This window comes from Streptomyces sp. NPDC015139, from assembly GCF_043079785.1.
Lineage (GTDB): Bacteria > Actinomycetota > Actinomycetes > Streptomycetales > Streptomycetaceae > Streptomyces > Streptomyces albidocamelliae.
Genome location: NZ_JBIBUW010000005.1, coordinates 380,501 through 401,549, shown reverse-complemented (window position 1 = coordinate 401,549; position 21,049 = coordinate 380,501). Strand labels below are relative to the sequence as shown.

Here is a 21,049-nt window from a genome sequence, read left to right as displayed (position 1 = left end):
GCCGGCCGCCGCGGGGCGAGGGGCTGAGGCACGTGCGGGCCACCCTGCGCTGGGCACACTCCGATCTGCGCACGCACCGCGGCGAGGCGCTGTTCCTCGTGCTCGCCACCGCCGGCATCGTCGCCTCCCTGCTCCTGGCCACCGCCCTGTTCGGCTACGCCACCAATCCCTGGCAGCGGATCTTCACGCAGGCCCGCGGCGCGCACGTGTGGCTCCACACCGTTCCCTCGGCGGACGCCCGCAAGCTGACCCGGCTGGACGGCGTCGAGTCCGTCGCCGGCCCCTACCGCACCGAGGCCGCCACCGTCTCCTCCCGCGGCACCCGTGCCTCCGTGGAACTGCGCGCCACGCCCGCGTTGCCCTCCGTCGGCCGCCCGCTGGTCACCACCGGGCGCTGGCTGGACCCGGCCGAACCGGACGGGGTGGTACTCGAGACCGGCCTGGCCCGGGCCCTGCTGGCCGAGCCCGGGGACACGCTGACCCTGCCCGGCACCGCCCGCACCCTCACCGTCGAGGGCATCGCCGACAGCGCCGAACCGCACTACAGCCCGGGTGAGCAGCCGGGTCTGGTGTGGGCGCCGCCGTCCGCCGTACGCGCCCCCGCCGGCCGGGTGATCGGCCTGCGGCTCGACGATCCGGCCGACACGGACTACGCCGTGCAGCGTGCCGTGACCGTCCTGGGCGCGGGCGCGGTCGGCGAGGTGTCCACCTGGCAGCAGGCACGCGCCGAGGCCCAGGGCGACGACCGGCTGCTCGGCCAGGTCCTCGGGCTGTTCGGTCTGGGCGCGCTGATCGCCGCGGGGCTCGCGGTGCACGGCGCGATCGCCACCCGCATCCGCGGGCACCTGCGGGACCTGTCGGTGCTCAAGGCGATCGGTTTCACACCCGGCCAGGTGGTGCGGATCTTCCTCCTCCAGCATCTCGCGTACGCCCTGCTCGGCGCCGTGGGCGCGGCCGCGCTCACCGAGGCGCTGGGCCGCCGGGTTCCCGGACGGCTCGGTGACGCGGTGGGGGTGTGGCAGGGGCTGCCCGGGCACACCCTGGCGCTGTTCGTGGTGCCGGTGGGCGCCGTCCTGTTCATCGGCCTGACCACCGGGCTCGCGGCCTGGCGGGCGGGGCGGGTACCGCCCGTACCGGTGCCGCGCAGGTCCGCGCCGGCGGGCGGTCGGCTGACCCCCCTGGCCCGGCGAGCGCTCGGACTGCGGCTGCCGGCCGCACTGGTCCTCGGCTGCCACAAGGCCTTCGCGGGGCGCGGCCGGTCCTTGGCGACCATGGCCCGGCTGACCCTGCCCCTGCTGCTGATCGTGGTGGCGCTCAGCGCGTGGACCACGATCGACCGGTTCCACAGCAGTCCCGGGCGGGTGGGGCTGCCGACCACGCTCACCGTGCGCTCCGACGGCGACGACAGCACGGCGGACGTGAAAACCCGGCTGACCCGCGACCCCAGGGTCGCCGCCGCCTACCCGGGCGTCGAGGTGGCCGCGCTGGTCCCCGGCCAGACCGGGACGATCGCCCTGCGCGGCATCGGGACCCACGCGGAGCCCTACCCCTGCGCGCTCGCCGAGGGCCGCGCCGCACGCGGACCGGACGAGGCGGTGGCCGGCCAGGGACTGCTGGACCTGCTGCACGCGCGGGTCGGCGACTGGGTGCGGATGACGGTGGGCGACCGCCCGCAGATCCTGCACATCGTGGGCCGCAGCCTCGAACCGCAGAACGCCGGCCGGGTGGTGACCACCACCCTGGACACCCTCCGCGAGAACGATCCCGGAGTGTCCGCCGCCTTCTACGAGCTGCGCCTGCGCGCCGGGGCCGACCCGCGGCGTGTGGCCGCCGCGCTCACCGAGGCCGGCCAGGGCCATCTGGACGTGCACCCCGTGACGAACCCCGCCGACGGGCTGTCGCCGCTGCGCGCGGTCGTCGCCGGGCTGATCGCCGTGCTGGCCCTCATCGGACTCGTCGAGCTGCTCACCGCGATCGGGGGCAGCGTCCGCGAGGGTGAGCGGGACGTGCTGGCACTCCGGGCGATCGGCATGTCCCCCCGGCAGATCACCGCGATCACCGTGACGGCGACGAGCTGTACGGCCCTGGCGGCGGCCGTCGCCGCCACGGCTCTGGGGCTGCCGCTGGCCCGCCGGCTGATCGACGCCCAGGGCGACTCCAGCGGCATCGGGGCCGGGATCGCCCAGTCCCCCTCGCCCGGGCTGTTGCTCCTGCTGCTCCTGGCCGCGGTGCTGGGGGCGGCGGGCCTGGCCGCGCTGCCGGCCGCCCGCGCGGCCCGGCGACGCCTCGCGGACACGCTCAGCGCGGTCTCCTAGGGCCGGCTCCGCAGGACACCCGGCTCAGAAGGAGAGGTCCTTCCACTGCTGCGGCCGGCTGCGGATGTCGGACAGCAGCTTGCCGAACACCTTCCCGTCGAAGAGCAGTCCGTTGTACTGCGCCGGGATGCGTACCCCGTCGATCTCGGCGGTGGGGGTGCCGGGTCCCCCGGGGTCCTTGTCGCCGCCCGCCTTCTCGTACCGCTTCTCGGCGGCGGTCACGAACGACCGGTACTTCATGGTGCGCACGGCCGAGTCGAACTCCGGCCCGCGCAGCCCGTCGACCTGTCCGGCCAGCTGGAGCAGGCGGGCGTCGGTGAATCCGTCGACGCTCTCCTCGGGCTGGTTGGCGTACAGCAGGTCGTGGTATTCGGCGAACTTGCCGGCGTCCAGGGCGGCCCGCAGGGCGTTGACCGCCTTCTTCGAGCCGGAGCCGTCGAGGCGGTCGTCGAGGAAGGAGGCAAGGGTGTACTGGATCCTCGTCTCCCGGCGGATGGTTGCCTCGCGCAGCTGCGGAGCGCCGCCCTCGGTCTCGAACTCCTCGCAGACCGGGCAGCGCGGGTCCTCGTACAGGCGGACGGTCACGGGCGCGCCGGGGTCCCCGACCGTGACGGTCGTCCCGTCCGCCTCCAGCCGCTCCGGCACCTCGGACAGCCCCGCGTAGGCCGGGTGGGCCATGAAGGTGGCCGCGGGAGCGCCGTCCTCCCCCTGGGGCGGGCGGTACCTGCCGCCGCAGCCCGCCACCGACATCCCCACCACGGCCACCGCGACCGCCGCGGCGAACCCCCTGCGCATCATGCGTGCGTCCTCCCCTGGATCAGCGGAACCCTAGGGGATGCGCACGGGTAACGCACAGCGGGTATGGCCGGGCGGGCCAGAACGGGGTGGTCAGCCGCGTCCGCGCAGCTCCCGGTACCTGCCGACGAGTGCTTGGGTGGAGGGGTCGAGGCCGGGGACGTCGGCGCCTTCGGTGAGGGCGGGTTCGACGCGTTTGGCGAGGACCTTGCCGAGTTCGACGCCCCACTGGTCGAAGGAGTCGATGTTCCAGACCGCGCCCTGGACGAACACCTTGTGCTCGTACAGCGCGACCAACTGGCCGAGGACGGAAGGGGTCAGCTCCCGGGCCAGGATCGTGGTGGTGGGATGGTTGCCGCCGAACGTGCGGTGCGGAACCTGCTCCTCGGCGACACCCTCCGCACGGACCTCCTCGGCGGTCTTGCCGAACGCCAGGGCCTGCGTCTGCGCGAAGAAGTTCGCCATCAGCAGATCATGCTGGTCCTTCAGCTCACCACGCAGTTCACCGACCGGACGGGCGAACCCGATGAAGTCCGCCGGGATCAGCTTGGTGCCCTGATGGATCAACTGGTAGTACGCGTGCTGCCCGTTGGTGCCCGGCGTGCCCCACACCACCGGACCCGTCTGCCAGCGCACCGGCTCACCGTCACGCTGCACCGACTTGCCGTTGGACTCCATGTCCAGCTGCTGCAGATACGCCGTGAACCGCGACAGGTAGTGCGAGTACGGCAGCACCGCGTGCGACTGCGCGTCATGGAAGTTGCCGTACCAGATCCCCAGCAGACCCATCAGCAGCGGCGCGTTCGCCTCCGCCGGCGCGGTACGGAAATGCTCGTCGACCAGACGGAACCCGTCGAGCATCTCGCGGAACCGCTCCGGGCCGATCGCGATCATCAACGACAGGCCGATCGCCGAGTCGTAGGAGTACCGGCCCCCCACCCAGTCCCAGAACTCGAACATGTTCGCCACGTCGATACCGAACTCCGACACCTTCTCGGCGTTCGTCGACAACGCCACGAAATGCCGTGCCACCGCCTCCTGATCACCCAGCGCGTCCAGCACCCACTTCCGCGCCGACGTCGCGTTGGTGATCGTCTCGATCGTGGTGAACGTCTTCGACGCGATGACGAACAGCGTCTCGGCCGGATCCAGATCCCGCGTGGCCTCGTGCAGATCCGCACCGTCCACGTTGGAGACGAAACGCACCGTCAGATCACGGTCGGTGAACGCGCGCAACGCCTCATAGGCCATCGCCGGGCCCAGATCCGACCCACCGATCCCGACGTTGACCACGTTCCGGATCCGCCGGCCGGTATGACCCCTCCACTCACCCGAACGCACCCGGTCCGCGAAAGCGGCCATCTTCTCCAGCACGGCATGCACAGCGGGCACGACGTTCTCACCATCGACCTCGACCACCGCGTCCCGCCGCGCACGCAACGCCGTGTGCAGCACCGCCCGGTCCTCGGTCACATTGATCCGCTCACCACGGAACATCGCGTCCCGCAACGCGAACACGTCTCTCGCCGCGGCCAGCTCGCGCAGCAGCCGCAGCGTCTCGTCGGTGACGAGGTGCTTCGAATAGTCGATGTACAGGTCACCGACCTGGAGCGTGTACCCGTCGCCGCGCTGCGGATCGGCGGCGAACAGATCCCTCAGACGGGTGTCCGCGAATTCCTCGCGGTGCTTGGCGAGAGCGGCCCATTCGGGCGTCTGGTTGAGCCTGGTACGGCCGTCTGCGTTCATTTCCGACCTCAGCCTTCTTTCCTGCACCTGTCCTGCTGCGTACCTTGCCCGCTGCCGGTCCCAACCTAGTTGATCACCACGCGGGAGGAGCGCTCGCGACGCTGTCCTCACGGGCAACAACAGGTACGTCCGGCCGGCGCGCCGGTATCAGCGCGGTGACGGCCGGCGTGAAGAGGACAGCGGCGAGAAAGGCCGGCCCGTTCAGCCCGTACACCCTGGCGGCCACTCCGCCGAGGAGGGCACCGAGCGGGGCGCCGGAGGTCGAGGCCGTGCGGAACGCGGAGGAGACGCGGCCCACCATGGCGGCGGGGCTGCGCTGCTGCATCAACGTGACTTGGTTGACGTTCCACACCATGTTCATGGCCCCCAGCAGCAGCATGCCGGCGATCAGCGCGGACAGGTGCCCTACGGAGCCGATGAGCAGCAGCGAGCCGGTCTGCACCGCCCCACCGAGCAGCAGGGCCCGTACCCGCCCGGTGCGGCGCGCGATCCGCTGGGCGACGAAACCGCCGGTCAGGCTGCCGGCCGAGTACGCCGTCATGGCGGCGACGTATCCGGTACCGCCGGCGTGCAGCCAGCGGGTCACGTGCAGCGCCAGGGTGGCGATCAGGGCGCCCATGCCGACGTTGCGGCCGTGTCCGCAGGGACGCCACGAGGACGGCCGCCAGCGCGTAGGTGCCCGCGTCCGCCGCGAACGGCATGAACGCACCCGCCGTGAGCAGCAGCGGCACGAACGGGCCCGCGAGCAGCCCGCCCGCCAGCTGCTGACCGGTCATCAGCCGCGCGTTCGCGCCGCCGAGGGCCTCGCTCCGCACGAGGGAGGGCAGCAGGGCGGTGGCGGCGTTGTCGAAGAGCGTCTGGAGCGCGGTGAGCGAGAAGGCCAGCGCGATCAGCAAGGGGATCGAGGCGTGCCCCAGTCCGACGGCGAGGGCGAAACCGGCGACGAGCAGGCCCCGTACCGTGTCCACGGACCACGTCGCCCGCCGCTGGTCGACGCGGTCCGCCACGGCTCCGCCGAACAGCCCGAACAGCAGCCAGGGCACATAGCCGCACGCGGTCACCGAGGCGACGACGAGCGGATCGTCGGTCAGCCGCACGGCGAGCAGCGGCAGCGCGGCGGTCCGCAGCGCGTCCCCGAACCGGGAGACCACCGCTGCCGTCCACAGCCGTCCGAATCCCCCGCGCCAGGCGGGGGCGCCCTCACCCGCCCCTTCGACCGCAGCCACGCGTCCCCCTCACGATGTGCCGTTGTGGCCAACCGTAGGGGGCACCACTGACAACGGGCCGTCCGCGGCGGGACGAGACGCCTTCGGCCAGGAGCCCGCAGGCGCCCGGCCGATGAGAAGTTCTAGATCTCGCCCCGCAGTTTGGCGAGCGCCTCGGCGAGGATGGCCTCGCCGTCCGCGTCGCTGCGCCGCTCCCGTACGTACGCGAGGTGCGTCTTGTACGGCTCGGTGCGCGGCGGGTCCGGCGGGTTGTCCCGGTCCTGGCCGGCCGGGAAGCCGCAGCGCGGGCAGTCCCAGGTGTCGGGGACCTGAGCGTCGCTGGCGAAGCTCGGCTGGGTCTCGTGCCCGTTGGAGCACCAGAAGGAGATGCGCAGACGCGGCGCGGACTCGCCGCGCTCGGCCTCGCCCATCGGCCCCGCACCGACCCGGCTTCCCCGGATCGCGTTGCCACTTGCCACGGTCGTAACTCCCTGCGTGATGGTGCCGCGAAGCGAGTCGGCGTTCCGCTTCGCCGCGAGCGCCTCAGTCTACGTAAGGCCCAACGCGCGTCCAGTGATTGGAGTTACAGGCCCCATATCAAGACGCAAGCCCCATGATAGGCCGCGCTCGGGAGCGCGTACCGAACATGGGGCGTTACGTGCGGAATATGCGTGATGTGCCTGCTGTGCGAATCAGCTGTTCGTCTTCATCAGCATGCCGAGGACGATGATGCACGCGAACCAGCACAGACCGATCACGATGGTGATCCGGTCGAGGTTGCGCTCGGCGACCGAGGAGCCGCCTACGGAGGACTGCATGCCGCCGCCGAACATGTCGGAGAGGCCGCCGCCCTTCCCCTTGTGCATCAGCACCAGCAGCATCAGCAGCAGGCTGAAGACGATCAGGGCGATCGAGAACCCCAAAACCACGGCTGGACCAACTTCCTCGGATTCGGATGGACGACGGGGGCACAGCGTCTCGGCTGCGCCCCCGCAAGGGTACGACGTATCGCCGCTACCGCCTACTCGCGGACATGATCACTGATCGCGGAAACGCACGATCTTGACGAACTCGTCCGCGTCCAGCGAGGCGCCCCCGACCAGGGCTCCGTCGATGTCGGCCTGGGCCATGATCTCGGCGACGTTGCCCGCCTTCACGGAGCCGCCGTACTGGATGCGGACCTTGTCGGCCAGCTCCTGCGAGTACAGCTCGGCGATCTTGGTGCGGATGGCGGCGCAGACCTCCTGGGCGTCCTCGGCGCCGCAGACCTTGCCGGTGCCGATGGCCCACACGGGCTCGTAGGCGATCACGACGGTCTCGGCCTGCTCGGCCGGGAGGTCCTTCAGGCCGCCCTCGACCTGCGCGAGGGTGTGGGTGACGTGGTCGCCCGCCTCGCGGACGTCCAGCTCCTCGCCGACGCACAGGATCGGGGTCAGGCCGTGCTTGTACGCGGCCTTGACCTTGGCGTTGACCAGCTCGTCGGTCTCGTCGTGGTACTGGCGGCGCTCCGAGTGGCCGATCGCCACGAAGGTGCACTTCAGCTTGGCCAGCATCGGGCCCGAGATCTCGCCGGTGTAGGCACCGGAGTCGTGCTGCGAGATGTCCTGGGCGCCGTACTTGATCCTGAGCTTGTCGCCGTCGACCAGGGTCTGCACGGAGCGCAGGTCGGTGAAGGGCGGCAGGACGGCGACCTCGACGGCCTCGTAGTCCTTGTCGGCCAGGGCGAAGGCGAGCTTCTGTACGTGTGCGATGGCCTCGAGGTGGTTGAGGTTCATCTTCCAGTTGCCCGCCATCAGCGGCGTGCGCGTGCTCATGTAGGTCAGTCCTCCAGTGCGGCGAGGCCGGGGAGCGTCTTGCCCTCGAGGTATTCGAGGGAGGCGCCGCCACCGGTCGAGATGTGGCCGAATGCGTTCTCGTCGAAGCCGAGCGTACGCACGGCCGCGGCGGAGTCGCCGCCACCGACGACGGTGAAGCCCTTCGATCCGACGAGGGCCTGGGCGACCGCCTTGGTGCCCTCGGCGTAGTCGGGGTGCTCGAAGACGCCCATGGGACCGTTCCAGAAGACGGTCTCGGCGTCGGCGAGCTTCGAGGCGTACAGCTCTCGGGTCTTCGGGCCGATGTCCAGGCCCTCCTGGTCGGCGGGGATCTTGTCCGCGTCGACCACGGTGTTCTCGGTCGGCGCCTTGGTCTTCAGGTCCGGGAATTCCCGGGAGACCACGACGTCGACGGGGAGCAGCAGCTCCACGCCCTGCTTCTCGGCGCGCTCCAGGTACTCGGTGACGACCGGGACCTGGTCCTCCTGAAGGAGGGAGATGCCGACCTCGTAGCCCTTGGCCTTGAGGAAGGTGTAGGCCATGCCGCCGCCGATGAGCAGCCGGTCGGCCTTGCCCAGCAGCTGGTCGATGACGGCGAGCTTGTCGGAGACCTTGGCGCCGCCGAGCGCGACGACATAGGGGCGCTTGACGTCCTCGGTGAGCTGCTTCAGGACGCCGACCTCGGTGGCGATCAGGTAGCCGGCGTAGTGCGGCAGCCGGGCCGGGAGGTCGTAGACGGAGGCGTGCTTGCGGTGGACCGCGCCGAAGCCGTCACCGACGTAGACGTCGGCGAGGGCGGCGAGCCGGTCGGCGAACTCGCCCCGCTCGGTGTCGTCCTTGGAGGTCTCTCCGGGGTTGAAGCGCAGGTTCTCGATGACCGCGACCTGGCCGGGCTGGAGGCCGTCGACGGCGTCGTGCGCGGCGGGGCCGACGGTGTCCTGGGCGAAGGCGACCGGGGCGCCGAGCAGTTCACCGAGGCGCTCGGCGGCGGGCAGCAGCGAGAAGGCGGGGTCCGGGGCACCCTTGGGGCGGCCCAGGTGCGAGGCGACGACCACCTTCGCGCCCGCGTCGGCCAGTGCCTTGACGGTGGGCAGGACGGCGCGGATGCGGCCGTCGTCGGTGATCGTCCCGTCGGCGAGCGGCACATTGAGGTCGGCGCGGACGAATACCCGCTTACCGCTCACGCCGTCGGCGAGAAGTTCGTCGATCGTCTTCATTGAGTGGACTCCTGAGGAGGGCTCGTGGTGCACCTGATCGTAAGAGGACGTGGTCCGGGCGTAGGACAGGGCCCGGACAGCGCGACGGTGCGCTGCCCGAGCCCTGCTCTCACTTCAAGGTCCTGCTTCGACGATCAGAGCTGGTCGCCGACGAAGACCGTGAGGTCCACGAGGCGGTTGGAGTAGCCCCACTCGTTGTCGTACCAGCCGAGGATCTTCACCGAGCTGCCGTCCTGAACCATGGTCAGGGAGGAGTCGAAGGTGCAGGAGGCCGGGTCGCCGACGATGTCCGAGGAGACGATCTCGTCCTCGGTGTAGGTCAGGTAGCCCTTGAGGTCGCCGTCCTCGGAGGCCTTCTTGAACGCGGCGTTGACCTCGTCCTTGGTGACCTCGCGCTGAAGCTGCACCACGAGGTCGGTGGCCGAGCCGGTGGGAACCGGGACGCGCATCGCGATGCCGTCCAGCTTGCCCTTGAGCTGCGGCAGGACCAGGGCGGTGGCCTTTGCGGCGCCCGTCGTGGTCGGGATGATGTTCTCGGCGGCGGCACGGGCGCGGCGCAGGTCCTTGTGCGGGAAGTCCAGGATGCGCTGGTCGTTCGTGTACGCGTGCACCGTCGTCATCAGGCCCTTGACGATGCCGAAGTTCTCGTCGAGGACCTTCGCCATCGGCGCCACACAGTTGGTGGTGCAGGAGGCGTTGGAGATGACGTTGTGCTGCGCCGGGTCGTACTTGTCCTGGTTGACGCCCATGACGATGGTGATGTCCTCGTCCTTGGCCGGAGCCGAGATGAGGACCTTCTTGGCGCCGCCGGCGAGGTGCTTGGCGGCGTCGTCGCGCTTGGTGAAGATGCCCGTCGACTCGATGACGATGTCGACGCCCAGCTCGCCCCAGGGGATCTCGGCGGGGTTGCGCTCGGAGAGCACCTTGATGGTGTGGCCGTCGACGGTGATCGTGTCGGCGGTGTGGGAGACCTCCTGCTTGAGGCGGCCCAGGATCGTGTCGTACTTCAGCAGGTGAGCGGTGGTGGCGGTGTCACCAAGGTCGTTGACAGCCACAACTTCGATGTCGGCACCCTGCTCCAGCAGCGCGCGGAAGTAGTTACGCCCGATACGGCCGAAGCCGTTGATGCCTACGCGGATCGTCACGAACCGATCTCCTCGTTGGTACGCCGGCCATGCGGTGCCGGCGAGCTGTATTTGGGATGTCCCCGACCACCCCCGACCCTACCCCTCCGGGGCCCCCGGAGTGACATCGAGATGCCGCATAGAGGGCAGGCGTTCCGTACCCGTCGGTAGGGGTACGGAACACCAGGGATCGACTGTGGTTTCGCCCGTATTCCTTACTGTTTGCGGCCCGTTTTCGGCGCCTCTTTCACTCGTTCGTGAGCGGGTCTGCTCACCTGTCGACTACCCCATTCCCGCACCCCTGAGAGGGGGTTCCGCTCACCTGTTTCGTTCACCGGCCGAGCGAGGTGAACGCCTTCCTCAGCAGCGCTACCCGATCGGCCGCGGAGGGCACCTGTTCGAGGCCGAACCCGAGCAGCACGGTGTCGCCGGTGGTGACCGCTCCGTACGTCTGGAACAGGGTTCCGGTGCGGGTCCAGTCCTTCAGCACCGCCGGGCTGCCCGGCGGCGGTCCGGCCGCCTTCCACGCCCCCAGTGACGACTCGAAGCCCTCGGTGTCCCTCGCCGTGGTGCCGGTGACGAGCGAGGCGTCGTCGGCGAGCACACCGTGGCCGCCGCTGCCCGGGTCGGTGACGTAGCTGATCGAGAGCTCGACCGACCTGCCGGCGTACGCGCTCAGGTCGAAGCTCACCTGCTGCCAGCCGGCGGAGCTGCCGGTGAGGCTGTTCCAGGTGCCGGTGGTGCCGCTCGCGGCGCAGGTGTTGCCGGACAGCGTCAGATAGTGCTTGAGCCACGGGTGCTCGTTGATCAGGAATCCGGCCCCGCACTCGGCCGGCACGGCCGTCTTCGTGGCCCCGGAGGCCTCCGGCAGGGTCGTCCAGTCGTCGGCGCCCACGGTGTGCGCCTCGATCACCGCGTGGTCGTAGCCGGGTTCGGTGTCCCACAGCAGCCGGGTGCTCAGGGCCGGCCGGTCGGCAGCGGTGACACCGGTGAGGTCGATGGTGCGGGTGAGGCGCTTGTAGGCGTCGTCCGTGTGGACGGCGGCGGCCATGCCCGAGCCGGAGTACGGCCCGTACGGGTTGACCGTCCCGGCGAATCGGCCTGCGCCCGCGCTGCTGAACTGCGGATAGGCGGAGGCAGGCAGCTCGTCGGAGGTGACGCCGTACGTGCCGGCCCTGTCCAGCGGGTTGCCGGGGGCGTCGGCGAGGGCGGCGCCGAAGCCGTCGAGGCCACCCGTCCCGGTGAAGCCGGTGGCCCCCTTCGTCGACGTACGGCTGTACGCGCCCAGGTAGTACTGGCTGAAGTCGTCCGACGGGGTGCCGTCGCCGAGGTCGACGCTGCCGCCGGCGAGTTCGCCGGCCTCGATCAGCCGGCCGCCCTCGTTGAGGTAGGCGCGCAGCTGGAGCTGGACGGGGTTGCCCGGGCCCTCGGCGCCGGAGTAGTGCACGACCGTACGGAAGTGCTTCAGCACGCCGAGCGCGTCCGGCACGCCCTGCGTGGCCACGTCCCACACGATCGCCCTGTGCCCGGCCGCCTTCAGCGCGTCCGCGTACGTGCGTGCCTGCGTGGCGGCCGCGCCCTCCTCGGCGACCACCAGGGTGTCCGCCCCGGGCCGCTGGGCGACGGTGTACGTGAAGTGGGCGCCGGAGACCTTCTTGCCGCCCTTCGTCCTGCCGGTGAACCACACCTCGACCTTGTCGCCGGGCTCGCCGTCGCGCACCGCGGCCCGGTACTCGTCGAAGTAGAGGTCGTCCTCGCCGCCGTAGACCTCGCCGCCCTTCCAGTGCCTCAGCGCCCGGTCGCGGACACGGCCGCCGTTGACGCGGTACCTGAGCTCCTTGTCGCGGATCGCCTTGCGCACGACGACCGAGACCTGCTGGTCCGCGCCCCGGGAGTACGACGTGGTGAACGCGGCCGGGGTGAAGTCGGCGGCGCTCAGGCCGACCGGGGAGACCGGCCGGTCCGGGTGCGCTGCGGTCTCCGCGACGGAGAGCGCGAACGGGACGTTCTTGGCGAACTCCTGCTGGATCAGCTTCTCGTCGTCGGGGAAGTTGAAGACCGACCGGCAGTCCGCGGCCTTCCACGCGTCGTCCGGGTCGACGTCCGACGCGGTCTGACAGGTCGACATCTCGGGGGTGAACATCGCCATCCCGTTGACGTTGGACGCCTGGCCGTCCGCCTCGCCGTTGGTGGTGTACAGCTCCGAGGAGACCTGCGAACGGTAGCCGGGGATGGCCGGGTGGTCGGGGGTGCCGGCGAGTGCCTTGTAGAGGACGTCGTCCGGGGTCGGGGTGGCCACCTGCCAGCCGACGCCGTAGAGGAGGAGCTCGGCGGCGGAGTGGTAGTTGATGCCGTACGTGAATCCGATGCGCTTCTCGAAGGCGTCGAGGGCCCTGGTCTCGGGTTCGGAGGCGGGGCTCGCGCCGCGGAAGGTCTGACTGGTGGGGTTGGGGGACGAACCTTCGTCGTCGTAGCCCCACTTGTAGGCGAAGTTGCGGTTGAGGTCGACGCCGTCGCCGGTGCTGATGGCGCCGTCGCCGTTGACGTCCCGCAGGTTCTTGCGCCACAGGCGGTTGTCGGCGCTCTTGAACGTGTAGTCGTAGCCGTCGGGGTTGGCCGAGAGCACGAACCACAGTTCCGTCGAGTCGACGATCTTCCTGACGCGCTTGTCGGTCCGGTAGTGGTCCAGGTAGTAGTGCATCAGCCGGCGGGTCATCTCCGGCGTGATCCATTCCCGCGCGTGCTGGTTGGACATGTACAGCACGGACGGCTTGGAGCCGTCCTTGGACTTGCGGGCGTTCCTGGTCAGCCTGAGCGCGAGGATGTCCTGGCCGTCGACGGTCTTCCCGATGGACTCCACCTTGGTGAGACCGGGGTTGGCCCGGGCGGCCGCGAGGATCTCCTGCCGGAGCCCCCCGCTCCCGCCGTACGGGCGGAACACGCCCTGTGCGGCGCCCTCCACGCGTGCCTCCGCCTTCGCGGAGAGGGTGTGCTCGGTGAGGTCGACGCCCTGTTTCCTAAGCTTCGCGGCCTGCTCGTCGGTGAGGTAGATCTCGACCCGGGTCCTCCCCCGCGCCGCGGACCGCTCGCCGAGTTCGTGGCCGTCCTGGCCGGCCTTGAGCAGGAGGGGTACCTGCTGCTTGGTGACGTCGGCGCGGAAGACCTTGACCTCGTCCTGGTCGGACTTCGCCGGGTTTCCGCTCTGTGCCTGGGCTACGGGTGCAAGACTCGCTCCGCCGATGAGAAGCGCGCCGACAGCGAGGATCGATCTCGCTCTGTGTCTCATGAACCCCCCTAGCGGTGGTCCGCCACGGCGGCGAACAGGTTGCCAGGCTCATGTCACTCGATGATCGAGTCAAGAGCGCCTCATGGACACGCAAACGGCGGTCGGCCCGGCCCGGAGGCGCCGGTGCCGACGGATCCAAGTGGCCGTCGGCACCGGCGTGTTGTCGTGAGGTGGTCAGCCCGCGAGGTTGTCCGCGAGCTCCTCCGAGAGGTTGGCCTCCGTGCCCGGGATGCCCAGGTCGGACGCGCGCTTGTCGGCCATCGCCAGCAGCCGGCGGATACGGCCCGCGACCGCGTCCTTGGTCAGCGGCGGGTCGGCGAGCGCGCCCAGCTCCTCCAGGGAGGCCTGCTTGTGCTCCATGCGCAGGCGCCCAGCGGCGGCGAGGTGCTCGGGGACCTCGTCGGCGAGGATCTCCAGGGCGCGCTGCACCCGGGCACCGGCGGCCACGGCCGCGCGGGCCGAGCGGCGCAGGTTGGCGTCGTCGAAGTTGGCGAGGCGGTTCGCGGTGGCCCGCACCTCGCGGCGCATCCGCCGCTCCTCCCAGGCCAGCACCGACTCGTGCGCGCCGAGCCGCGTCAGCAGCGCGCCGATCGCGTCACCGTCCCGGACGACCACCCGGTCCACGGTCCGCACCTCGCGGGCCTTGGCGGCGATGGAGAGCCGGCGGGCGGCACCGACCAGCGCGAGCGCGGCCTCCGGCCCGGGGCAGGTCACCTCCAGGGAGGAGGACCGGCCCGGCTCGGTCAGCGAGCCATGCGCCAGGAAGGCCCCCCGCCAGGCCGCCTCGGCGTCGCAGGTGGCCCCGGACACGACCTGCGGGGGCAGACCCCGGATCGGTCGGCCCCGGCCGTCCACCAGGCCCGTCTGACGGGCCAGCTGGTCACCGCCGGCGACGACCCGCACGACGTACCGCGAGCCGCGCCGCAGCCCGCCGGGAGCCATCACGATCAGCTCGGAACTGTGGCCGAAGATCTCCAGGATGTCCCGCTTGAGACGCCGGGCCGCCATCGCGGTGTCCAGCTCCGCCTCGATCACGATGCGCCCGCTCACCAGGTGAAGGCCGCCGGCGAACCGCAGGATGGCGGAGACCTCCGCTTTCCTGCAGCAGGTGCGGGTGACGGGGAGCCGGGAGATCTCATCCTTCACCGCTGCCGTCATCGCCATGGGCCGATCCTTCCATGCATCCGAAAAATACGGTCGTACGCGGCGGCCAACAGCTCCGGGTCGTGCCGGGGGCTTCCGTCGGTCCGGGCGACAGGCGCCAGCTCGACCGCGGCTCCCAGCCGCTTGGCGGCCTCGGTGAGCGAGTCGCGGTCGGGCACGGCGGCCTCGTCGGCCAGCACCACGTCCAGGGCGAGTTTAGGGGCGTGTCGCCCCAAAACCTCCAAATGACGCTGCGGAGAGAAGCCCTCGGTTTCTCCCGGCTGCGGGGCGAGGTTCAGCGAGAGGACCTTGCGCGCCTTGGTCTCGGTGAGCGCGTCCAGCAGCTCGGGGACGAGCAGATGCGGGATCACCGACGAGAACCAGGAGCCGGGTCCCAGCACCACCCAGTCGGCGTCCAGGACCGCGGCCAGGGCCTCCGGCACGGCCGGCGGGTCGTGCGGCAGCAGATGCACCGACTGCACCTCACCGGGCGTGAGCGCGACGGTCGCCTGACCGCGCACGGTGTCCACGTCCTCCGGCCGCTCCGGGTCGTGCCCCTTGACCAGGGCCTGCAACTCCAGCGGTACGGCGGACATGGGCAGCACACGCCCGTGCGCGCCGAGCAGCTTGCCCACCAGGTCCAGGGCCTGGACGTGGTCGCCCAGCTGCTCCCACAGGGCGACGATCAGCAGGTTGCCGACCGCGTGGTCGTGCAGGTCGCCCTGGGACTGGAAGCGGTGCTGGATGACCCGGGCCCAGGTCTGGCCCCAGTCGTCGTCGCCGCACAGCGCGGCGAGCGCCTTGCGCAGGTCGCCGGGCGGCAGCACGCCCAGCTCGTCGCGGAGCCGGCCGCTGGAGCCGCCGTCGTCGGCCACGGTGACGACGGCGGTGAGGTCACCGGTGATCCGGCGCAGCGCGGCGAGCGAGGCGGACAGGCCCATGCCGCCGCCGAGCGCGACGACCTTGGGCTGGGTGCCGCGCCGGCGGGGCCGGCCGCCGCGGGCCTCGACGGGCCGCGCCGTCCGCGACTCGGCCGTGGCGCGGCTCGAGCGGCCCTCCGGCACCATCCGGCGGAGCCTGCTCAGCCGCCGTGTACGTTCCGTCATTCCCGTCCCATGTCCCGGTGTACGACCACCGTCTCCACGCCCTCGGCCGCGAGGCGCGCGGCGAGCTTCTCCGACACCGCGACCGAGCGGTGCTTGCCGCCGGTACAGCCGATGGCGATGGTCACATAGCGCTTGCCCTCGCGCCGGTACCCGGCGGCGATGAGCCGCAGCAGCTCGGCGTACCGGTCGAGGAACTCCTTGGCGCCGGGCTGGTTGAAGACGTAGGCGGCGACCTCCTCGTTGAGGCCGGTGTACGGGCGCAGCTCCGGGACCCAGTGCGGGTTGGGCAGGAACCGCATGTCCGCCACCAGGTCGGCGTCGACCGGCAGGCCGTACTTGAAGCCGAAGGACATGACGGTGGCCCGCAGCTCGGGCTCTTCCTCGCCGGCGAACTGGGCGTCCATCTTGGCGCGCAGCTCGTGCACGTTGAGGCTGGAGGTGTCGATCACCAGGTCCGCGTCGCCGCGCAGCTCGCGCAGCAGTTCGCGCTCGGCGGCGATGCCGTCGACGATCCGGCCGTCGCCCTGCAGCGGGTGGGGGCGGCGCACCGACTCGAAGCGGCGGACCAGGGCCTCGTCGGAGGACTCCAGGAAGACGATCCGCCGGGTGACGTTCTTCGCCTCCAGGTCCGCCAGCGACTCGCGCAGGTTGTCGAAGAAGCGGCGGCCGCGGACGTCCACGACGACCGCGATCCGCGCCACGTTGCCCTGGGAGCGGGCGCCCAGCTCCACCATGGTGGGGATGAGCGCGGGAGGGAGGTTGTCCACGACGAACCAGCCGAGGTCCTCCAGACACTTGGCGGCCGTCGACCGGCCCGCTCCGGACATGCCGGAGATGATCACCAGCTCGGGGATGGCCGCCTCGGGGGCCCCGGCTGTCTCGCTGCCCCTACTCACCTGTGCTCCGTTGTCCTGAACCGTGTCCTGCCCGGCCGTGTCCCGGACGACGTCGTCGCCCGTTCCGCCGTGCGCCCGATCCCGCGGCGCCGTGGGCTGTGTCTCGTGCTCGGTCATGTCTCCTGCCCCCGTCGTTCGTCCGGGGCGCCCGCGGTCACGGGCTCCCCCGAGGAACCCCCCGTCGTGTCGGGTTCCTCGTCCTCAATGATCTCTCCAGTCGCCGTGTTCACGGCGGGTGCGGCCGGGGCCGCCCGGAGGAGGGCCACGGCGATGGTCTCGGCCGTCTTCCGGCCTATCCCGGGCACTTCCTGGATCTGCTCGATTGTGGCGGACCGCAGCTTCTTCACCGAGCCGAAATGCTTGATGAGCGCCTGTTTGCGGGTCTCGCCGAGGCCGGGCACGTCGTCGAGCGGGCTGGAGCGGAAACGCTTCGCGCGTTTGGTGCGCTGGTAGGTGATCGCGAACCGGTGGGCCTCGTCACGGACGCGCTGGAGCAGATAGAGGCCCTCGCTGGTGCGGGGCAGCACCACCGGGTCCTCCTCGTTGGGCACCCAGACCTCCTCCAGACGCTTGGCGAGGCCGCAGACGGCGATGTCGTCGATGCCGAGCTCGTCCAGCGCCCGCCGGGCCGCCGCGACCTGCGGCCGGCCGCCGTCGACCACGACGAGCTGCGGCGGGTAGGCGAACTTCTTGGGGCGGCCGTCGTCGTCCTTGAGGGAGCCGTCGACCACGTCCTCCTCCAGGCCGCGGGTGACCGCGTCCGGGCCGGTGAGAGCCGTGTCACCGTCGGCGAGCGCTCCGTCGGCCCCGCTCCCCTCGGTCCACTCCCCCGTCTTCTCCTTCTCCGCGAGGTAGCGCCGGAAGCGGCGGGTGATCACCTCGTGCATGGAGCGGACGTCGTCCTGCCCGGCGAAGCCCTTGATCTGGAAGCGGCGGTACTCGCTCTTGCGCTGCAGACCGTCCTCGAAGACGACCATGGAGGCGACCACGTCGTCGCCCTGGAGGTGGGAGATGTCGTAGCACTCGATCCGCAGCGGGGCGCTGTCCAGGTCGAGGGCCTCGGCGATCTCCTCCAGCGCGCGCGAGCGGGTGGTCAGGTCGGAGGCGCGCTTGGTCTTGTGCAGGGCGAGGGACTGCTGGGCGTTGCGCTGGACGGTCTCCATGAGCGCCTTCTTGTCGCCGCGCTGCGGGATGCGCAGCGAGACGTTCGACCCGCGGCGGGTGGTCAGCCACTCCTGGACCGGTTCGACCGGCTCGGGCAGCGCCGGGACCAGGACCTCCTTGGGCACGGCGTCCCCGGTCTCCTCGCCGTAGAGCTGCTGCAGGGCGTGCTCCACCAGGGCGCCGGTGGTGACCTCCTCGACCTTGTCGGTCACCCAGCCCCGCTGACCGCGCACCCGCCCGCCGCGCACGTGGAAGATCTGGACGGCGGCCTCCAGCTCGTCCTCGGCGACGGCGATGAGGTCGGCGTCGGTCGCGTCGGCGAGCACGACCGCGTTCTTCTCCATGGCCTTCTTCAGGGCCCCGACGTCGTCGCGCAGGCGGGCGGCCCGCTCGTACTCCATCTCCTCGGCCGCCTCCATCATCTGCCTCTCCAGACGGCGGAGGTAGGTACCGGTGCGGCCGGCCATGAAGTCGCAGAACTCCTCGGCCAGCTCCCCGTGGTCCTCGGGGCTGATCCGGCCGACGCAGGGCGCGGAGCACTTGCCGATGTAGCCGAGCAGGCAGGGCCGGCCGGTGCGGGAGGCGTTCTTGAAGACGCCGGCGGAGCAGGTGCGCACCGGGAAGACCCGCAGCATCAGGTCGACGGTGTCCCGGATGGCCCACGCGTGGGCGTACGGGCCGAAGTACCGGACGCCCTTCTTCTTGTGACCGCGCATCACCTGCACCCGCGGGAACTCCTCGTTCATCGTCACCGCGAGGTACGGGTAGCTCTTGTCGTCGCGGTACTTGACGTTGAACCGGGGGTCGTACTCCTTGATCCAGGAGTACTCCAGCTGCAGGGCCTCCACCTCCGTGGACACCACGGTCCACTCCACGGACGCGGCGGTCGTCACCATCGTCCGGGTGCGCGGGTGCAAGTTCGCCAGGTCCTGGAAGTAGTTCGCCAGCCGCTGGCGCAGGCTCTTCGCCTTTCCGACGTAGATCACCCGGCGGTGCTCGTCGCGGAACCTGTACACCCCGGGAGTGTCCGGGATGTCTCCCGGCCTGGGGCGGTAGCTGGAGGGGTCGGCCATGTCTCACACCCTACTGGCGCGCACCGACACCGCGTCGGGCCTGTGGACAACGGCCGCCCGGCACGGTGCACCGTCCGGGAGGTGCGGGCTTCCCGGTCTTTCCCGGGCAGCCCTCCAGGGGCGCGCCGGCCCTCCGACCGGCGTGTTTCGGCCATGCCGGGGCCGTCCGGCTCTCCCTCCGGCTCTCGGCGCGGCGCCGTTCGGCCCGGTCCGGGCGAACCCGCACGGGCTCTCCGGCGCCCGCCGCGGGGGCCGCTGTCCGGCCAGGACTGTGCGACGGGCGGGTTCCAGGTGTTGTCGGTGTCTGGTCAACACGCTTCAATGCACGGGAATCGGGGCGGTGCGTGCACGCGGACGGGGGCGCGACACGCACGGCCACGGGCGCCCATGGCGCTCACGGGTGTGGCCGCGCCCACACCCGCGCAGACGGTCTGACCAGCCGTAGTGACACTTCACAGAGAGGCCCCTCGGCATGCGGCATGCCACAGAGCACGCGGACTTCCCCACCGCGGAACTGGACACAGCTTTGCGGGGCGGCCCCTTCCACGTGGCGCTGCGCGCCGCGATCGCCGCACGCGGGCTGCCGCTCCAGCGCGTCCAGCATCACCTGTCGCGGTACGGGGTGAAGGTCGGTGTGACCAGTCTCAGTTACTGGCAGCAGGGGGCGCGCCGCCCGCAGCGCCCCGAGTCGCTCCGGGCCGTGCGGGCACTGGAGGAGATCCTGCGCCTGCCGGACGAGTCACTGATCCGGCTGCTCGCCGAGTCCGACGACCGCGCGACGGCCGGCCGCCCGGCGGGCCGCTCCTACCGCTCCCTGATCGAGGCCTCGGACGTCCAGGACCGGCTCCGGGCCGAGCTGGGCGGGTCCCTGGACGGCGGGCTGCACACGCTCGGCCACCATGAACACGTCCGGATCGGCGCCCGGCGCGAGCTGGCCGGACGCGAGGCCCACCACATCGTGCGGGCCCACCGCGACGGCGTCGACCGGTTCCTCGCCGTGCACCACGGCGACGCCGGCAGCAGCCCGCGCGACATGCGGGTGCGGGCGCTGGAGAACTGCCGCACGGGCCGTGTCCACTGGGACCAGGACACCGGCGTCCTGGTGGCCGAGCTGCTCTTCGGCACCCGGCTCCGCTCCGGCGACACGTTCCTCTTCCGGTACGGCGTCGAGGACGGCACGGCCGGCGTCTCCGGCGAGTACCTGAACCGCTTCGACCTCCCCGGCGGGCAGTACTCCCTCCAGGTGCACTTCGAGACGGCCGCACTGCCGGGGCGCTGCCACCGCTTCACCCAGCACTCGGCCGCGGCTCCCCGCAACGGTCGGCAGGAACTCTCCCTCACCGAGCCGCACCACTGTGTGCACGTCGTCGAGCCGCGTATACGGCCGGGCATCCTGGGGATCGCCTGGGAGTGGGAGTGAACGGGCCGCCTGCCCTCTGAGGAACCCGGCTGCCGGGACGGAGGGACGTGGCGCGAGGAGCGTCGGTGACTCCGGGGCCTTCCGGGTCAGTCGGCGGGGCCCGCCACGATCCGGCCGTTCGCGTTCTTCACCGACAGCTCGGTCAGGGGCTCGGTGGCCGGCGCCTGGACCACCTTGCCCGTCGCCGCGTCGAACTGGCTGCCGTGGCAGGGGCAGATCAGAGTGGTGCCCTGCAGCTTGTTGATCGGGCACCCGGCGTGCGTGCACACCGTGCTGAACCCCTTCAGCGTCCCGTCCGCTCCGCGGCTGACCACCACGTTGTGATCCCGGTAGAGCTTGGCGCCGCCCTTCGAGATCTCGCTCTCCGCCCCGAGGTCGACCGGTGCGGTGGGCGCGGAGGAGGCCGTGTCCCCGCCGCCCGGAGCGGAACAGGCAGCCAGGGCGATCCCGGCGACCGGGGCCGCGGCGGCTCCTCGGAGAACGGTACGGCGGCTCGCGGACGATCGGGCGGGCATCTGGAACTCCACGGGTCAAGGGGTGGGCAGGGCGACGATACCCGGGCAGAAAGGCCGCTCGGAGGGCGGGGCCGAGGGCAGGCGCCGAGGGCGGAGAGGCCGCTCGGAGGGCGGAGAGGCCGGTCCGAAGGCGCGGCCGGGAGACGGTGTGGCGTCGGTCGGGGATGATCGGTAGACGTAAACGTTTGCGTAAGCGTTTACGCGAGACCGCCCGCTGGGGTACGTTTCCC

The 21,049-nt window shown here is 71.2% G+C and carries 16 protein-coding genes and 1 pseudogene; 2 read left to right on the top strand and 15 right to left on the bottom strand.

Going from position 1 to position 21,049, the window contains the following annotated elements:
- The first annotated feature begins 32 nt into the window (after nucleotides 1–32).
- The gene (locus tag ACF08B_RS16730; protein WP_392318002.1) at nucleotides 33–2,315 is read left to right on the top strand and encodes an FtsX-like permease family protein; all 2,283 of its coding nucleotides are present in this window, start codon (nucleotides 33–35) and stop codon (nucleotides 2,313–2,315) included.
- A gap of 24 nt (nucleotides 2,316–2,339) precedes the next feature.
- Here the strand turns inward: ACF08B_RS16730 and ACF08B_RS16725 are convergent, their stop codons facing one another.
- The 14 genes and pseudogenes from ACF08B_RS16725 to uvrC form a co-directional block, all read right to left on the bottom strand.
- Nucleotides 2,340–3,113, bottom strand: a complete 774-nt coding sequence (locus tag ACF08B_RS16725; protein WP_392318001.1) for a DsbA family protein — start codon at nucleotides 3,111–3,113, stop codon at nucleotides 2,340–2,342.
- 90 nt (nucleotides 3,114–3,203) lie between these two features.
- The gene (gene pgi / locus ACF08B_RS16720; RefSeq protein WP_392318000.1) at nucleotides 3,204–4,856 is read right to left on the bottom strand and encodes a glucose-6-phosphate isomerase; all 1,653 of its coding nucleotides are present in this window, start codon (nucleotides 4,854–4,856) and stop codon (nucleotides 3,204–3,206) included.
- A gap of 73 nt (nucleotides 4,857–4,929) precedes the next feature.
- Nucleotides 4,930–5,475, bottom strand: coding sequence for an MFS transporter (locus tag ACF08B_RS16715; RefSeq protein WP_392317999.1), 546 nt, complete (start codon nucleotides 5,473–5,475; stop codon nucleotides 4,930–4,932).
- Between the two features lies 1 nt (nucleotide 5,476).
- Nucleotides 5,477–6,007, bottom strand: a pseudogene (locus ACF08B_RS16710) (MFS transporter); the annotation flags it as partial.
- Nucleotides 6,008–6,204: 197 nt separating this feature from the next.
- On the bottom strand, nucleotides 6,205–6,540 hold the full coding sequence (locus ACF08B_RS16705) for an RNA polymerase-binding protein RbpA (protein ID WP_003957010.1): 336 nt from the start codon (nucleotides 6,538–6,540) through the stop codon (nucleotides 6,205–6,207).
- 213 nt (nucleotides 6,541–6,753) lie between these two features.
- On the bottom strand, nucleotides 6,754–6,990 hold the full coding sequence (gene secG, locus ACF08B_RS16700; RefSeq protein ID WP_073892607.1) for a preprotein translocase subunit SecG: 237 nt from the start codon (nucleotides 6,988–6,990) through the stop codon (nucleotides 6,754–6,756).
- Between the two features lie 108 nt (nucleotides 6,991–7,098).
- Complete coding sequence (gene tpiA / locus ACF08B_RS16695) at nucleotides 7,099–7,875, bottom strand: triose-phosphate isomerase (protein ID WP_392317998.1); 777 nt, start codon at nucleotides 7,873–7,875, stop codon at nucleotides 7,099–7,101.
- A gap of 5 nt (nucleotides 7,876–7,880) precedes the next feature.
- A complete protein-coding gene (locus ACF08B_RS16690) occupies nucleotides 7,881–9,092 on the bottom strand; it encodes a phosphoglycerate kinase (RefSeq protein WP_392317997.1) in 1,212 nt (403 codons plus the stop codon).
- Nucleotides 9,093–9,226: 134 nt separating this feature from the next.
- A complete protein-coding gene (gap, locus tag ACF08B_RS16685) occupies nucleotides 9,227–10,237 on the bottom strand; it encodes a type I glyceraldehyde-3-phosphate dehydrogenase (protein ID WP_392317996.1) in 1,011 nt (336 codons plus the stop codon).
- A 310-nt stretch (nucleotides 10,238–10,547) separates the two neighbouring features.
- Nucleotides 10,548–13,502 (bottom strand): M14 family zinc carboxypeptidase, encoded by a 2,955-nt coding sequence (locus ACF08B_RS16680; protein WP_392317995.1) that lies wholly within the window; start codon nucleotides 13,500–13,502, stop codon nucleotides 10,548–10,550.
- A 174-nt stretch (nucleotides 13,503–13,676) separates the two neighbouring features.
- Nucleotides 13,677–14,666: a DNA-binding protein WhiA gene (whiA, locus tag ACF08B_RS16675; protein ID WP_073892612.1), complete on the bottom strand. Its 990-nt coding sequence runs from the start codon at nucleotides 14,664–14,666 to the stop codon at nucleotides 13,677–13,679.
- On the bottom strand, nucleotides 14,657–15,751 hold the full coding sequence (gene yvcK / locus ACF08B_RS16670; RefSeq protein WP_093478574.1) for a uridine diphosphate-N-acetylglucosamine-binding protein YvcK: 1,095 nt from the start codon (nucleotides 15,749–15,751) through the stop codon (nucleotides 14,657–14,659). Before yvcK ends, whiA begins: the two co-directional genes overlap by 10 nt.
- Nucleotides 15,748–16,764, bottom strand: a complete 1,017-nt coding sequence (rapZ, locus tag ACF08B_RS16665) for an RNase adapter RapZ (protein WP_392317994.1) — start codon at nucleotides 16,762–16,764, stop codon at nucleotides 15,748–15,750. The genes yvcK and rapZ overlap by 4 nt, the downstream gene beginning before the upstream one ends.
- Nucleotides 16,761–18,884 carry an excinuclease ABC subunit UvrC gene (gene uvrC / locus ACF08B_RS16660; RefSeq protein ID WP_392317993.1) on the bottom strand — a complete coding sequence of 708 codons (2,124 nt, stop codon included), beginning with the start codon at nucleotides 18,882–18,884 and terminating at the stop codon, nucleotides 16,761–16,763. The genes rapZ and uvrC overlap by 4 nt, the downstream gene beginning before the upstream one ends.
- A 472-nt stretch (nucleotides 18,885–19,356) precedes the next feature.
- Between uvrC and ACF08B_RS16655 the strand changes: the two genes are divergently transcribed.
- On the top strand, nucleotides 19,357–20,304 hold the full coding sequence (locus ACF08B_RS16655; protein WP_392317992.1) for a hypothetical protein: 948 nt from the start codon (nucleotides 19,357–19,359) through the stop codon (nucleotides 20,302–20,304).
- An 86-nt stretch (nucleotides 20,305–20,390) separates the two neighbouring features.
- Here the strand turns inward: ACF08B_RS16655 and ACF08B_RS16650 are convergent, their stop codons facing one another.
- A complete protein-coding gene (locus ACF08B_RS16650; protein WP_392317991.1) occupies nucleotides 20,391–20,819 on the bottom strand; it encodes a Rieske (2Fe-2S) protein in 429 nt (142 codons plus the stop codon).
- Between the last annotated feature and the right edge of the window lie 230 nt (nucleotides 20,820–21,049).

What these genes read in the sequence shown, in the direction of transcription:
- ACF08B_RS16725 (WP_392318001.1), bottom strand. Translation starts at nt 3,113, where the DNA reads ATGATGCGCAGGGGGTTCGCCGCGGCGGTCGCGGTGGCCGTGGTGGGG.
- yvcK (WP_093478574.1), bottom strand. Translation starts at nt 15,751, where the DNA reads ATGACGGAACGTACACGGCGGCTGAGCAGGCTCCGCCGGATGGTGCCG.
- ACF08B_RS16715 (WP_392317999.1), bottom strand. Translation starts at nt 5,475, where the DNA reads ATGGGCGCCCTGATCGCCACCCTGGCGCTGCACGTGACCCGCTGGCTG.
- ACF08B_RS16650 (WP_392317991.1), bottom strand. Translation starts at nt 20,819, where the DNA reads ATGCCCGCCCGATCGTCCGCGAGCCGCCGTACCGTTCTCCGAGGAGCC.
- ACF08B_RS16690 (WP_392317997.1), bottom strand. Translation starts at nt 9,092, where the DNA reads ATGAAGACGATCGACGAACTTCTCGCCGACGGCGTGAGCGGTAAGCGG.
- tpiA (WP_392317998.1), bottom strand. Translation starts at nt 7,875, where the DNA reads ATGAGCACGCGCACGCCGCTGATGGCGGGCAACTGGAAGATGAACCTC.
- pgi (WP_392318000.1), bottom strand. Translation starts at nt 4,856, where the DNA reads ATGAACGCAGACGGCCGTACCAGGCTCAACCAGACGCCCGAATGGGCC.
- uvrC (WP_392317993.1), bottom strand. Translation starts at nt 18,884, where the DNA reads ATGGCCGACCCCTCCAGCTACCGCCCCAGGCCGGGAGACATCCCGGAC.
- rapZ (WP_392317994.1), bottom strand. Translation starts at nt 16,764, where the DNA reads ATGACCGAGCACGAGACACAGCCCACGGCGCCGCGGGATCGGGCGCAC.
- whiA (WP_073892612.1), bottom strand. Translation starts at nt 14,666, where the DNA reads ATGGCGATGACGGCAGCGGTGAAGGATGAGATCTCCCGGCTCCCCGTC.
- ACF08B_RS16680 (WP_392317995.1), bottom strand. Translation starts at nt 13,502, where the DNA reads ATGAGACACAGAGCGAGATCGATCCTCGCTGTCGGCGCGCTTCTCATC.
- ACF08B_RS16655 (WP_392317992.1), top strand. Translation starts at nt 19,357, where the DNA reads ATGCGGCATGCCACAGAGCACGCGGACTTCCCCACCGCGGAACTGGAC.